The following is a 13,238-nucleotide window of genomic DNA, read 5'->3' as shown; positions in this document are numbered from 1 at the left end:
GAAGCCGCCACCCAAGCTCTGTAGGAACGTGGCGGTAAACGCAGGCGTTTCTACAGGGTTCCAGAGCGGCCCTGATGAGTGAGGATTCAGTACCATGGCTTACAGCGAAAAGGTCATCGACCACTACGAAAACCCGCGCAACGTCGGCAAGATGAACGCGGAAGATCCTGATGTCGGCACCGGCATGGTCGGCGCTCCGGCGTGCGGCGATGTGATGCGCCTGCAGATCAAGGTCAACGATGCTGGCGTTATCGAAGACGCCAAATTCAAGACTTATGGCTGCGGTTCGGCAATTGCCTCCAGCTCCCTGGCGACCGAATGGATGAAAGGCAAGACCCTGGATGAGGCTGTCACCATCAGCAACACCCAGCTGGCCGAAGAACTGGCACTGCCGCCAGTGAAAATCCACTGCTCGGTACTCGCTGAAGACGCCATCAAGGCGGCGGTTCGCGACTACAAGCAGAAGAAAGGCTTGATCTAAGCATTTGGCGACGAGTAAGGAGTCAACGATGGCTATCAGCATGACAGAAGCGGCAGCGCAGCACATTCGCCGCTCCCTGAATGGGCGCGGTAAAGGTGAGGGGATTCGTCTGGGTGTACGCACCACGGGGTGTTCCGGCCTTGCCTACGTGCTGGAGTTTGTCGACGAGGTGGTTGAAGAGGACCAGGTGTTCGAAAGTCACGGCGAGAAAGTGATCATCGACCCCAAGAGCCTGACCTACCTGGACGGCACCGAGCTCGATTTCGTCAAGGAAGGGTTGAACGAAGGCTTCAAGTTCAACAACCCCAACGTGCGCGGTGAATGTGGCTGCGGCGAAAGCTTCAACATCTGAGGCTACTCGTGGGTACTCCTTGTCATTTCGCTTTATTCGAGCTGCAGCCGAGCTTTCGGCTGGACCTCGAGCAGCTTGCCACGCGCTATCGAGAACTGGCGCGTGGGGTGCATCCGGACCGCTTTGCCGACGCTTCCGAGCGTGAGCAACGCCTGGCCCTGGAGCAATCGGCCAGCCTCAACGAAGCCTATCAGACGCTCAAAAGCCCCCCCAAACGCGCGCGCTATTTGCTGGCGATGAAGGGCGGTGAGTTGCCGATGGAAGTCACCGTGCATGACCCGGACTTCCTGATGCAGCAGATGCAATGGCGTGAGGAGCTCGAAGATCTGCAGGACGAAGCCGATGTGGCGGGTGTCGCGGTCTTCAAGCGTCGTCTGAAAACCGCCCAGGACGAGCTCAACGAAAGCTTTGCGGCCTGTTGGGATGATGCGGCGCAACGTGAACAGGCCGAGCGCCTGATGCGGCGTATGCAGTTCCTCGACAAGCTCACCTACGAAGTGCGCCAGCTAGAAGAGCGCCTCGACGATTAACCCAGTGCTGCCCGTGATGCACGCCTGATAGACAGATAAGACCTGATTACCATGGCCCTACTGCAAATCGCCGAACCCGGCCAAAGCCCTCAACCGCACCAGCGTCGCCTGGCGGTCGGGATTGACCTGGGCACCACCAATTCCCTGGTTGCTGCCTTGCGCAGCGGCCTGTCCGAGCCGCTGCCCGATGCCGATGGGCAGGTGATCCTGCCGTCCGCCGTGCGTTACCACCCTGATCGTACCGAAGTGGGTGAGTCGGCCAAGTTGGCCGCGTCCTCGGACCCCCTGAACACTGTGCTGTCGGTCAAGCGCTTGATGGGTCGTGGGCTGTCCGACGTCAAGCAGTTGGGCGACCAGTTGCCGTACCGCTTTGTCGGCGGTGAGTCCCATATGCCGTTTATCGACACCGTCCAGGGCCCGAAAAGCCCGGTCGAAGTGTCGGCTGATATCCTCAAGGTGCTGCGCCAGCGTGCGGAAAAAACCTTGGGCGGCGAGCTGGTCGGGGCGGTGATCACCGTTCCGGCGTATTTCGATGACGCCCAGCGCCAAGCCACCAAGGACGCGGCGAAACTGGCGGGCCTGAATGTACTGCGCCTGCTCAACGAGCCGACCGCTGCGGCTGTGGCCTACGGCCTCGATCAGCACGCTGAAGGCCTGGTCGCCATTTATGATCTGGGCGGCGGCACCTTCGATATTTCGATCCTGCGCCTGACCGGCGGTGTTTTCGAAGTGCTGGCCACCGGTGGCGACAGTGCCCTGGGCGGCGATGACTTCGACCACGCCATCGCCGGCTGGATCATCACCAGCGCCGGTTTGTCTGCCGACCTGGACCCGGGCGCGCAGCGTAACTTGCTGCAAACTGCCTGTGCGGCCAAGGAAGCGCTGACTGATGCTGCATCTGTTGAAGTCAAGTATGGTGATTGGTCGGCACAGCTGACCCGCGAAGCCTTTGACGCGCTGATCGAGCCGATGGTCGCCCGCAGCCTCAAGGCTTGCCGTCGTGCTGTGCGTGACTCCGGTATTGAACTGGAAGATGTCGGCGCTGTGGTCATGGTCGGTGGCTCCACTCGCGTGCCCCGTGTGCGTGAGGCGGTTGCCGAAGCCTTTGGTCGCCAGCCGTTGACTGAAATCGACCCGGATCAAGTGGTGGCCATTGGCGCCGCAATCCAGGCCGATACCCTGGCTGGTAACAAGCGCGATGGTGGCGAACTGCTGCTGCTCGACGTGATTCCTTTGTCCCTGGGCCTGGAAACCATGGGCGGCCTGATGGAGAAGGTGATTCCACGCAACACCACCATCCCCGTCGCGCGCGCCCAGGATTTCACCACCTACAAAGACGGCCAGACGGCCATGATGATTCATGTGCTGCAAGGCGAGCGCGAGCTGATCAGCGACTGCCGCTCCCTGGCGCGTTTTGAATTGCGCGGCATCCCGGCCATGGTGGCGGGTGCGGCGAAGATTCGCGTGACCTTCCAGGTTGATGCTGACGGCCTGCTCAGCGTGGCTGCACGTGAGTTGGCTTCGGGCGTTGAGGCCAGCATCCAGGTCAAACCGTCCTACGGCCTGACCGACGGCGAAATCGCCAAAATGCTCAAGGACTCGTTCCAGTATGCCGGTGACGACAAGGTTGCCCGCGTACTGCGTGAGCAGCAAGTGGATGCCCAGCGCCTGCTCGAAGCGGTGCAGGGCGCCCTTGAAGCCGACGGCGAGCGCCTGCTGGATGCCGAAGAGCGCATGGTCATCGACCTGCAGATGCAGGAATTGGCCGAACTGATGAAAGGCAACGATGGTTACGCCATCGAGCAACAGACCAAGCGCTTGTCGCAAGTGACTGATGCCTTTGCCGCCCGTCGTATGGATCAGACGGTGAAAGCCGCACTGGCGGGCCGCAACCTGAATGAAATCGAGGAATAACTGATGCCGCAGGTCACTTTTCTACCGCACGCCGAACACTGCCCGGATGGCATGGTCGTGGAGGCAGAGACCGGCAAGTCCCTGCTTGACGTCGCGCACGACAACCATATCGAGATTGAAAGTGCGTGTGGTGGCGTCAATGCCTGCACCACTTGCCACTGCATCATTCGTAAAGGTTTCGACAGCCTCAATGAGGCTGACGACCTGGAAGAAGACTATCTTGATAGGGCGTGGGGGCTGGAGCCGACGTCGCGTCTGAGTTGCCAGGCGAAAGTGGGGACTGAAGACCTCACCGTTGAAATTCCGAAATATTCGCTCAACCATGCCGCCGAAGCGCCGCATTGATTCAAGGAACTGTCATGAGCCTGAAATGGGTTGATGTACAAGAAATCGCTATACAACTTGCCGAAGCTCACCCTGAGGTCAATCCTCTTACCGTGAACTTCGTCAAGCTGCGCAACCTCGTAATGGCGCTGCCGGATTTTGACGACATCCCTGACCGGGGTGGCGAAAAGGTCCTGGAGGCGATTCAAGGCCTGTGGATCGAAGAAGCAGACTGAGCCGCCTTTTTACGCAGTTAGGCAATACCCAATAACCCGCGTATAATTCGCGGGTTTAATTTTTCGTAAATTACCGTTTCTGGAGTTACACCATGGCTGTTCAACGTACTTTCTCCATCATCAAGCCTGACGCTGTTGCAAAAAACGTCATCGGCGAGATCACCACTCGTTTCGAAAAAGCCGGCCTGAAGGTTGTAGCTTCGAAACTCAAGCAACTGTCCAAGGCTGAAGCTGAAGGCTTCTACGCTGAGCACAGCGCTCGTGGCTTCTTCGGCGACCTGGTTGCCTTCATGATCTCCGGTCCTGTTGTTGTTCAGGTTCTGGAAGGCGAAAACGCTATCGCTCTGAACCGTGAGCTGATGGGCGCTACCAACCCTAAAGAAGCGGCTGCCGGCACCATTCGTGCTGACTTCGCTGAGTCCATCGATGCCAACGCTGTTCACGGTTCGGACTCCGAAGCCGCTGCTGCTCGCGAAATCTCGTACTTTTTCGCTGCTACTGAAGTAACCGCTCGCTAAGCATCGGCTTAAAGAGTGAGGGTGAATCCATGACTACATCGACTGTTAAAACCAACCTGCTGGGTCTGACTCAGCCGGAAATGGAGAAATTCTTCGACTCAATCGGGGAGAAGCGTTTCCGTGCCGGTCAGGTAATGAAGTGGATTCACCACTTTGGCGTCGACGATTTCGACGCCATGACGAACGTCAGCAAGGCCCTGCGCGACAAGCTCAAGGCCATTGCCGAGGTACGTGGTCCCGAGGTTGTCAGCGAGGACATCTCCAGCGACGGCACCCGTAAATGGGTGGTGCGCGTGGCGTCCGGCAGCTGCGTCGAGACCGTGTACATTCCCCAGGGCAAACGCGGCACCTTGTGCGTTTCGTCCCAGGCAGGCTGTGCCCTGGATTGCAGTTTCTGCTCCACCGGCAAGCAAGGCTTCAATAGCAACCTCACCGCCGCCGAAGTCATCGGCCAGGTGTGGATTGCCAACAAATCCTTTGGCAGCGTCCCGGCGACCGTCGACCGTGCCATCACCAACGTGGTGATGATGGGCATGGGTGAGCCGCTGCTGAACTTCGACAACGTGATTGCGGCCATGCACCTGATGATGGACGACCTGGGCTACGGCATCTCCAAGCGCCGTGTGACCCTGTCGACCTCCGGCGTGGTGCCGATGATCGATGAGCTGGCCAAGCACATCGACGTCTCCCTGGCGTTGTCGTTGCACGCACCGAATGACGCATTGCGTAACCAATTGGTGCCGATCAACAAGAAGTATCCGCTTAAGATGCTGCTCGAATCTTGCCAGCGTTACATGGCGACCTTGGGTGAGAAGCGTGTGCTGACCATTGAGTACACCATGCTCAAGGACATCAACGACAAGGTCGAGCACGCGGTCGAGATGATCGAGTTGCTCAAGAACACGCCGTGCAAGATCAACCTGATCCCGTTCAACCCGTTTCCACATTCTGGCTACGAGCGGCCGAGCAATAACGCCATCCGTCGTTTCCAGGATCAACTGCACCAGGCCGGCTACAACGTCACCGTACGCACCACCCGTGGTGAAGACATCGACGCCGCCTGTGGCCAATTGGTAGGGCAGGTGATGGACCGCACCCGCCGCAGCGAACGTTATATCGCCGTGCGCGAACTTAACGCCGCCGAAGATTTGCCGCAAATTGCTGTGAATCGAATCTGAGAGAGGATCTCTATGCCCTTGCGCCTTGCGCTGCTTTTACTGCTTACCGGCCTCGTTGCCGGTTGTGTTTCATCGGGCCATGACAGCCCTTTGTACACCACTAAAGGCCGTGATGAGGCGCGGGTTGCCTATGTGCAATTGGGCTTGGGGTATTTGCGTCAAGGTATGAGCGAGCAAGCCAAGGTGCCGCTGAAAAAGGCCCTTGAACTGGACAGCGCGGATGCCGATGCCAACGCCGCACTGGCTCTGGTGTTTCAGGCCCAGGCAGAGCCTGAGCTGGCCGACCGCTATTTCAGCAAGGCCCTGGCTTCCCGTCCTGCCGATCCCAGGTTGCTGAACAACTATGGCAGTTTCCTGTTCGAGCAGAAACGGTATGACCAAGCCGCCGCTTATTTCCAGCAAGCCAGCGCCGATACTCTTTATCCTGAGCGTTCGCGGGTGTTCGAGAACCTCGGGGTGACCGCGATGCGCCTTGGTCAGCGCGACAGCGCGCGTCAGCAGCTGGAAAAAGCCCTGCATCTGAACAGTCGCCAGCCACGGGCTTTGCTCGAAATGGCTGAGTTGTCTTACGAAGACAGGCATTATGTGCCGGCACGAGACTATTACGAGCGTTTTAGCCTGCTCAGCGGGCAAAATGCACGTAGTCTATTGCTCGGTGTGCGCCTGGCGACGGTTCATGAAGAACACGACACGGCCGCACGTTTTGGCCAGCAACTCGAACGACTCTATCCCGGTACGCCGGAATATCAGCAATACCTGTCGGAGCAATGATGAAAGCCGCGCACCCGGAAGATGTAGCAGCTAATCGCGTAAACCCAGGCGAAACCTTGCGTCAGGCCCGCGAAAGCAATGGTTGGTCGCTGGCGGAAGTGGCCCTCAAGCTCAATTTGACCAGCACGTCCCTGGCCAATCTGGAAGCCGGCGCGTTCGACAAGCTGCCTGGGCACACCTTTGCCCGTGGCTATATTCGCGCCTACGCCAAATTGCTGGGTATTGACCAGGCGGTGCTGGTGCAGGAATTCGACCAGTTCACCGGTACCGATGCCCAAGGCAGCAATGTCCATGGCCTTGGGCGCATCGAAGAGCCAACGCGGGTTTCCCACACGATTTTGCGGATTGTCAGCCTGTTGCTGCTGGTTGCCGTGGTCGGCGGCGGTTTCGTCTGGTGGCAAGACCAGGCCTCCCAGCGCAACAAAGACCTGACCAGCAACGCCATGGAGCACGTCGAAGTCGAAAGCGCCGATGGCACCACCCAGATTCATCCGCTGGACGAGCCGGAAGACCAGGCAGTTGCCGAAGGGCAGGCCGCACCGCAAGTGCCGGCTACGGCTGAGCAGCCGGCGCCGCAAGTGGGCACCACGCCTGCTGACACTGCGGCGGTACAGGCGCCGGTGACCCCGGCAGCACCCGTGGTTCAAGCTCCTGCGGCACCCGCACCCGCACCCGCACCCGCACCCGCGACGCCTGCGCCAGCCGCACCGGCAGCGCCAGCAATGTCGCCTCCGACCACCCCTGCGTTGATCGCCGGTGACGGGCGCGTACAGATCACCTTCATCGCTGACTGCTGGACGCAGGTCACCGATGGCAACGGCAAAGTGCTGTTCAGCGGTTTGAAGCGTAAGGGAGATACGCTTGACCAGGGCGGCAAGCCTCCTTTGACGCTGCGTCTGGGCTTTGCCCGTGGCGCGCAAGTGGCCTACAACGGCCAGCCTGTAGACGTGGCGCCGTTCACCAGTGGCGAGACCGCTCGCCTCAAGTTGGGACAATAGTCATGCACGGCGAATCTCCAATCAAACGTCGCGTATCGCGCAAGATCTGGGTCGGCTCGGTGCCGGTGGGGGGCGATGCCCCCATTGCAGTGCAAAGCATGACCAACAGCGACACTAACGATGTGGCCGCCACCGTGGCCCAGATCAATCGCCTGGAAGCGGCCGGCGTAGACATCGTGCGGGTTTCCGTACCGGACATGGATGCCGCCGAGGCTTTCGGCCGCATCAAGCAGTTGGTCAAGGTGCCGCTGGTTGCCGACATTCACTTCGACTACAAGATTGCACTGCGCGTGGCCGAGCTGGGTGTGGACTGCCTGCGTATCAACCCGGGCAACATCGGTCGCGAAGACCGCGTGCGCGCCGTGGTGGACGCTGCCCGTGATCGTGGGATTCCGATCCGCATTGGCGTGAACGCCGGCTCCCTGGAAAAAGACCTGCAAAAAAAATACGGCGAGCCTACCCCGGCGGCGCTGGTCGAGTCGGCACTGCGCCACGTTGAGCACCTGGAGCGCCTGAATTTCCAGGACTTCAAGGTCAGCGTAAAGGCCTCCGATGTGTTCATGGCGGTAGAAGCCTACCGCCTGCTGGCCAAGGAAATCGTGCAACCACTGCACTTGGGTATCACTGAAGCTGGCGGTTTGCGCTCAGGCACAGTGAAATCTGCGGTGGGTCTCGGTATGCTGCTCGCCGAAGGGATTGGCGATACTATCCGCATCTCCCTGGCGGCAGACCCCGTAGAGGAAGTGAAGGTCGGCTACGACATTCTCAAATCCCTGCGTTTGCGTTCCCGTGGTATCAACTTCATTGCCTGCCCGAGCTGCTCGCGGCAGAACTTCGACGTGGTGAAAACCATGAACGACCTGGAGCTGCGCCTCGAAGACCTGCTGGTGCCGCTGGATGTCGCAGTCATCGGTTGTGTGGTCAACGGGCCGGGTGAGGCCAAAGAGGCTCATGTGGGCCTGACCGGTGGTACGCCGAATTTGATTTACATCGACGGCAAGCCGTCGCAGAAGCTAACGAATGACAATCTGGTGGATGAGCTGGAAAAGCTGATCCGCGAGAAAGCGGCCGAGAAGGTCGCCGCTGACGCAGCGCTGATCGCTCGCGGCTGATTGAACGAATTTAAGGATTTGATGTGAGCAAGTCTCTGCAAGCCATTCGTGGCATGAACGACATCCTGCCGGAGCAGACGCCACTGTGGCGCTACTTCGAAAGCACTGTCGCGCGCCTGCTGGATAACTACGGTTACAAGCAGATCCGCATGCCGATCGTCGAGTTCACCGAGCTGTTCAAGCGCTCCATCGGTGAAGTGACCGACATCGTCGAAAAAGAGATGTACACCTTCGAAGACCGCAACGGCGACTCCCTGACCCTGCGTCCGGAAGGCACTGCCGCGTGCGTGCGCGCCGTACTGGAACATGGCATCACCGGTGGTGGCCAAACCCAGAAGCTCTGGTACATCGGCCCGATGTTCCGCCACGAGCGCCCGCAGAAAGGCCGCTATCGCCAGTTCCACCAGATCGGTTGCGAAGTTTTCAACCTGGACGGTCCGGACATCGATGCCGAGCTGATTGTGCTGACCTGGCGCCTGTGGGGCCAACTGGGCATCCGCGATGCGGTCAAGCTCGAACTCAACAGCCTGGGTACCAGCGAGTCCCGGGGCCGCTATCGCGAAGCCCTGGTCGAATACCTGTCGGCTCACCTGGATAAATTGGACGAAGACAGCCAGCGCCGTCTGAAAACCAACCCGTTGCGCGTTCTGGATACCAAGAACGCCGACACCCAGGCGGTACTGGTCAACGCACCGAAAATGGCCGATTACCTGGACGACGAATCCCGCGTGCACTTCGAGGGCCTCAAGGCTCGCCTGGATGCCGCGGGGATTCCCTACGTGATCAACCCCAAGCTGGTGCGTGGCCTCGACTACTACAGCAAGACTGTATTCGAGTGGGTCACCGACAAGCTCGGCGCCCAAGGCACCGTGTGTGCCGGTGGTCGCTACGACGGCCTGGTCGAGCAAATGGGCGGCAAGCCGACTACGGGCGTGGGCTTTGCCATGGGTATCGAGCGACTGATCCTGTTGCTGGAAACCCTTGAACAGGTTCCCGAAGAAATTTTCCGTCAGGTGGACGTGTACCTGTGCGCTTTTGGCGAGGCTGCCGAACTGGCCGCCCTGGCCTTGAGCGAGAAGGTGCGCGACCAACTGCCGAACCTGCGCCTGCAGATCAATGCCGGCGCCGGCAGCTTCAAGAGCCAGTTCAAGAAGGCTGACAAGAGCGGTGCGCTGTACGCACTGATCCTTGGCGATGACGAATTGGCCCAGCAAGTGATAGGTTTCAAACCCCTGCGTGGCCAGGGTGAACAACAGAACGTTGCCTTTGATGCGCTCGCTGCGCACTTGGCCACCTGCGTCGTGCAGGGTTGAAGCTGTCGAACAGCCGAATTTAGCGATTAAGGAGTATTGGGGTGTCGAGTACTGATGATGAGCAACTGGCCGAGTTCAAGGACTGGTGGCAGCGTAACGGCAAGCCCCTGGTCACTGGCGGCCTGCTGGCGTTAGTGGTGGTGTTCGGCTGGCAAGCCTGGACCAAGTATCAGGCCAACCAATCCCAGGGCGCCTCGATCGTTTACCAGCAATTGCTGGAAACTACCCTGACGCCGGACGGCAAGCCTGACCCTGCACAGGTGGCAGACCTGGCCGGCAAGCTGAAAAACGAATTCGGCGGTAGCACCTACGCCCAGTACGGCAGCCTGTTCGTCGCGAAAGTCGCGGTCGATACCGGCAAGCTGGATGACGCAGCTACCGAGCTGAAGGCCATTGCCGACAAACCGACCAACCCGACCCTGGGTGAAATCGCACGTCAGCGCCTGGCACAGGTATTGGCGGCACAGAACAAGGCTGACGAAGCACTCAAACTGCTCGACGGCGATGCTGACAAGGCATTCGTGGCCACTCGCGAAGAGCTCAAGGGCGACCTGTTGGTCCAATTGGGTCGTACCGACGAAGCCCATGCTGCGTACCAAAAAGCCAAGGCGGCGCTGTCTGATGAAGCGGCGGTCGGTGGCTTACAAATCAAGCTCGACGACTTGGCCAAAGGGGATGCGTGACGTGATCCGTTGGAAACATGCAGCATTGCTGGCTCTGGCCGTTTTGGCCGCGGGTTGCAGCAGCAACAGCAAAAAAGAACTGCCGCCTGCCGAGCTGACCAGCTTCAAGGAAGAAGTGGTCCTGCAAAAACAATGGAGCCAATCCATTGGTGACGGGCAGGGCGACCTCTACAACCTGTTGCAGCCGGCGATCGACGGCGACAACATCGTGGCCACTGATTCCACTGGCGTCGTGGTTGCCATGGATCGCATGAACGGCGACGTCAAGTGGAAGAAAGACCTCGAGCTGCCGGTTTCCGGTGGTGTGGGTGTCGGCTACGGCATGGTGCTGATCGGTACGCTCAAAGGTGATGTGGTCGCACTCGACTCCAGCACCGGCGAAGAGAAATGGCGCGCTCGCGTGACCAGTGAAGTGCTCTCGGCGCCAGCGACCAACGGCGATATCGTCGTGGTGCAGACCCAGGATGACCGCGTGATCGGTCTGGATGCCTCCACTGGCGACCAACGCTGGTTGTACGACAGCACCCCGGCGGTGTTGACCCTGCGTGGTACCAGTGGTCCGATTGTGACCAACAATCTCGCTGTGGCTGGCCTGTCGACCGGTAAAGTAGTCGCCCTGGATACCCAGAACGGCGTGCCGGCGTGGGAAACCCGTGTGGCTATCCCGCAAGGCCGTTCCGAGCTGGACCGCGTCGTGGACATCGACGGTGGCCTGCTGCTGTCGGGTGAAACCCTCTACGTGGCCACCTATCAGGGCCGTGTTGCCGCGCTGGACCTGCAAAGCGGCCGCATCAACTGGCAGCGTGATGCTTCCAGCTATGCAGGTGTCGCCCAAGGGTTTGGCAGCGTCTACGTGAGCCTGGCCTCCGGCACCGTTGAAAGTGTCGATGAGCGTTCCACCACTGCACTGTGGAGCAACGACTCGCTGGCTCGCCGCCAACTGTCGGCACCGGAAGTCTTCTCCAGCTACGTAGCAGTCGGTGACTTTGAAGGTTACCTGCACCTGCTGAGCCAGGTGGATGGTCGCTTTGTCGGTCGCCAACGTATCGACAGCGACGGCCTGCGTGCGCGTCCGCTGGTGGTAGGTAACATGCTTTATGTGTATGGCAACGGCGGCAAGCTGGAAGCCCTGACCATCAAGTAAGAACCATGCTTGGGGTAACACCCAGGCGGCCCTGCTTTTGCGGGGCATGCGGCATCTGACGATGCTGCCCCGAGCACCAGCCGCTGCCCTGCAGCGGCTTTTGTATTTTCTGAAATAACGAAGTGGAGAGCCGCATGGTTCCCGTAATCGCCCTGGTGGGCCGACCTAACGTCGGCAAGTCCACCTTGTTCAACCGCCTGACCAGGACTCGCGACGCCATTGTCGGCGACTTGTCCGGTCTGACCCGTGATCGCCAATACGGTGAGGCAAAGTGGCAAGGGCGCTCCTACATTATTGTCGACACCGGTGGTATCTCCGGTGACGAGCATGGCATGGACGAAAAAATGGCCGAGCAGTCGCTGCTGGCCATTGAAGAAGCCGATGTCGTGTTGTTCCTGGTGGACGCCCGCGCGGGCTATACCGCCGCTGACCAGATGATTGGCGAGCACCTGCGCAAGCGCAACAAGCGTTCCTATCTGGTCGCCAACAAGATCGACAACATCGATCCTGAGGCGGCCCGTGCCGAATTCAGTCCGATGGGCCTGGGTGATGCGATCCCGGTCGCGGGTGCCCACGGCCGTGGCATCACCCAGATGCTGGAAATCGCCCTGCGCGACTTCCCCAAGGATGATGTCGAGGAAGAAGAGGGCGAGGAAGAGATCGTCGCTGAAGGCGAGGAAGCCAAGCGCATTCCTGGCCCGAGCGAAAAAGACGGTATCAAGATCGCTATCATCGGCCGCCCGAACGTCGGCAAGTCGACCCTGGTCAACCGTATGCTCGGTGAAGACCGCGTTATCGTCTACGACCAGCCCGGCACCACTCGCGACAGTATCTACATCCCGTTCGAGCGTAACGACGAGAAGTACACGCTGATCGACACCGCTGGTGTGCGCAAGCGCGGCAAGATCCACGAAGAAGTTGAAAAGTTCTCCGTGGTCAAAACCCTGCAAGCGATCAAAGACGCCAACGTGGTGATCTTCGTGATGGACGCCCGCGAAGGCGTGGTGGACCACGACCTCAACTTGCTGGGCTTTGCCCTGGAAGCCGGTCGGGCCCTGGTGATCGCGATCAACAAGTGGGACGGCATGACGCCGAGCGAGCGCGATTTCGTCAAGATCGAACTGCAGCGTCGGTTGTTCTTCGTCGAGTTCGCCGATATCCACTTTATCTCGGCACTGCACGGTACTGGCGTGGGTAACCTCTACGCCTCGGTACAGAACTCGTTCAAGTCCGCGGTCACCCGCTGGCCGACCAACCGTCTGACCCAGATCCTCGAAGACGCCGTGGGCGAGCACGCACCGCCGATGGTCAACAACCGTCGGATCAAACTGCGTTACGCCCACTTGGGTGGTGCCAACCCGCCGATTATCGTGATCCACGGTAACCAGATCGAGAAGGTGCCCAAGTCCTACGTGCGTTACCTGGAAAACACTTACCGCCGAGTCTTGAAACTGGTCGGTACGCCGATCCGTATCGAGTTCAAGGGTGGCGAGAACCCATACGAAGGCAACAAGAACACACTGACCGACCGTCAGGTGAACAAGAAGCGTCGTTTGATGACTCACCACAAGAAGGCCGACAAGAAGCGCCGTGACAAGAAATAACGGCAGCTTTGTGTTGTAAGCGACACGCTGCAAGAGAGGGCTCCTTTGGAGCCCTTTTTTGTGCGCGGCCGTTTGTGCCT

Annotated in this window: 15 protein-coding genes; all 15 read left to right on the top strand. The window is 59.6% G+C overall.

Annotation, left to right across the window (positions count from 1 at the left end):
• The first annotated feature begins 94 nt into the window (after positions 1 to 94).
• Positions 95 to 481, top strand: coding sequence for a Fe-S cluster assembly scaffold IscU (gene iscU, locus FW800_RS09525; protein WP_003175965.1), 387 nt, complete (start codon positions 95 to 97; stop codon positions 479 to 481).
• A gap of 28 nt (positions 482 to 509) precedes the next feature.
• A complete protein-coding gene (gene iscA, locus FW800_RS09520) occupies positions 510 to 833 on the top strand; it encodes an iron-sulfur cluster assembly protein IscA (protein ID WP_003209680.1) in 324 nt (107 codons plus the stop codon).
• A gap of 8 nt (positions 834 to 841) precedes the next feature.
• Positions 842 to 1,363 (top strand): co-chaperone HscB, encoded by a 522-nt coding sequence (gene hscB / locus FW800_RS09515; protein ID WP_005791186.1) that lies wholly within the window; start codon positions 842 to 844, stop codon positions 1,361 to 1,363.
• Between the two features lie 51 nt (positions 1,364 to 1,414).
• The gene (gene hscA / locus FW800_RS09510; RefSeq protein WP_446437483.1) at positions 1,415 to 3,277 is read left to right on the top strand and encodes a Fe-S protein assembly chaperone HscA; all 1,863 of its coding nucleotides are present in this window, start codon (positions 1,415 to 1,417) and stop codon (positions 3,275 to 3,277) included.
• A 3-nt stretch (positions 3,278 to 3,280) separates the two neighbouring features.
• Positions 3,281 to 3,622: an ISC system 2Fe-2S type ferredoxin gene (gene fdx, locus FW800_RS09505; RefSeq protein ID WP_005791182.1), complete on the top strand. Its 342-nt coding sequence runs from the start codon at positions 3,281 to 3,283 to the stop codon at positions 3,620 to 3,622.
• A gap of 14 nt (positions 3,623 to 3,636) precedes the next feature.
• Positions 3,637 to 3,837 (top strand): Fe-S cluster assembly protein IscX, encoded by a 201-nt coding sequence (gene iscX, locus FW800_RS09500; protein WP_032879605.1) that lies wholly within the window; start codon positions 3,637 to 3,639, stop codon positions 3,835 to 3,837.
• A 92-nt stretch (positions 3,838 to 3,929) separates the two neighbouring features.
• Positions 3,930 to 4,355: a nucleoside-diphosphate kinase gene (ndk, locus tag FW800_RS09495; RefSeq protein ID WP_003175956.1), complete on the top strand. Its 426-nt coding sequence runs from the start codon at positions 3,930 to 3,932 to the stop codon at positions 4,353 to 4,355.
• Between the two features lie 29 nt (positions 4,356 to 4,384).
• Entirely contained in the window at positions 4,385 to 5,533 is a 1,149-nt protein-coding gene (gene rlmN, locus FW800_RS09490) for a 23S rRNA (adenine(2503)-C(2))-methyltransferase RlmN (RefSeq protein WP_005791178.1), read from the top strand.
• 12 nt (positions 5,534 to 5,545) lie between these two features.
• On the top strand, positions 5,546 to 6,304 hold the full coding sequence (gene pilW, locus FW800_RS09485) for a type IV pilus biogenesis/stability protein PilW (protein ID WP_446437482.1): 759 nt from the start codon (positions 5,546 to 5,548) through the stop codon (positions 6,302 to 6,304).
• Entirely contained in the window at positions 6,304 to 7,302 is a 999-nt protein-coding gene (locus FW800_RS09480; RefSeq protein ID WP_446437481.1) for a RodZ domain-containing protein, read from the top strand. Before pilW ends, FW800_RS09480 begins: the two co-directional genes overlap by 1 nt.
• 2 nt (positions 7,303 to 7,304) lie before the next feature.
• Positions 7,305 to 8,414, top strand: a complete 1,110-nt coding sequence (gene ispG, locus FW800_RS09475) for a flavodoxin-dependent (E)-4-hydroxy-3-methylbut-2-enyl-diphosphate synthase (RefSeq protein WP_003175952.1) — start codon at positions 7,305 to 7,307, stop codon at positions 8,412 to 8,414.
• A 23-nt stretch (positions 8,415 to 8,437) separates the two neighbouring features.
• Positions 8,438 to 9,727, top strand: coding sequence for a histidine--tRNA ligase (gene hisS, locus FW800_RS09470; RefSeq protein WP_446437480.1), 1,290 nt, complete (start codon positions 8,438 to 8,440; stop codon positions 9,725 to 9,727).
• Between the two features lie 41 nt (positions 9,728 to 9,768).
• The gene (locus FW800_RS09465; protein ID WP_003194010.1) at positions 9,769 to 10,410 is read left to right on the top strand and encodes a YfgM family protein; all 642 of its coding nucleotides are present in this window, start codon (positions 9,769 to 9,771) and stop codon (positions 10,408 to 10,410) included.
• Positions 10,403 to 11,554 (top strand): outer membrane protein assembly factor BamB, encoded by a 1,152-nt coding sequence (gene bamB, locus FW800_RS09460; RefSeq protein ID WP_005791169.1) that lies wholly within the window; start codon positions 10,403 to 10,405, stop codon positions 11,552 to 11,554. The genes FW800_RS09465 and bamB overlap by 8 nt, the downstream gene beginning before the upstream one ends.
• Positions 11,555 to 11,688: 134 nt before the next feature.
• Entirely contained in the window at positions 11,689 to 13,158 is a 1,470-nt protein-coding gene (gene der, locus FW800_RS09455; RefSeq protein WP_005791167.1) for a ribosome biogenesis GTPase Der, read from the top strand.
• Positions 13,159 to 13,238: the final 80 nt, after the last annotated feature.

It is taken from the genome of Pseudomonas sp. 910_23 (assembly GCF_052850795.1).
Note: the sequence above shows the minus strand (reverse complement) of the source record. Positions and strands in the feature narration are given on the sequence as shown.

Coding starts and splice junctions, on each gene's coding strand:
- der (WP_005791167.1), top strand. CDS start 11,689: ATGGTTCCCGTAATCGCCCTGGTGGGCCGACCTAACGTCGGCAAGTCC.
- ndk (WP_003175956.1), top strand. CDS start 3,930: ATGGCTGTTCAACGTACTTTCTCCATCATCAAGCCTGACGCTGTTGCA.
- hscA (WP_446437483.1), top strand. CDS start 1,415: ATGGCCCTACTGCAAATCGCCGAACCCGGCCAAAGCCCTCAACCGCAC.
- iscA (WP_003209680.1), top strand. CDS start 510: ATGGCTATCAGCATGACAGAAGCGGCAGCGCAGCACATTCGCCGCTCC.
- iscX (WP_032879605.1), top strand. CDS start 3,637: ATGAGCCTGAAATGGGTTGATGTACAAGAAATCGCTATACAACTTGCC.
- iscU (WP_003175965.1), top strand. CDS start 95: ATGGCTTACAGCGAAAAGGTCATCGACCACTACGAAAACCCGCGCAAC.
- ispG (WP_003175952.1), top strand. CDS start 7,305: ATGCACGGCGAATCTCCAATCAAACGTCGCGTATCGCGCAAGATCTGG.
- rlmN (WP_005791178.1), top strand. CDS start 4,385: ATGACTACATCGACTGTTAAAACCAACCTGCTGGGTCTGACTCAGCCG.
- bamB (WP_005791169.1), top strand. CDS start 10,403: ATGCGTGACGTGATCCGTTGGAAACATGCAGCATTGCTGGCTCTGGCC.
- FW800_RS09480 (WP_446437481.1), top strand. CDS start 6,304: ATGAAAGCCGCGCACCCGGAAGATGTAGCAGCTAATCGCGTAAACCCA.
- pilW (WP_446437482.1), top strand. CDS start 5,546: ATGCCCTTGCGCCTTGCGCTGCTTTTACTGCTTACCGGCCTCGTTGCC.
- fdx (WP_005791182.1), top strand. CDS start 3,281: ATGCCGCAGGTCACTTTTCTACCGCACGCCGAACACTGCCCGGATGGC.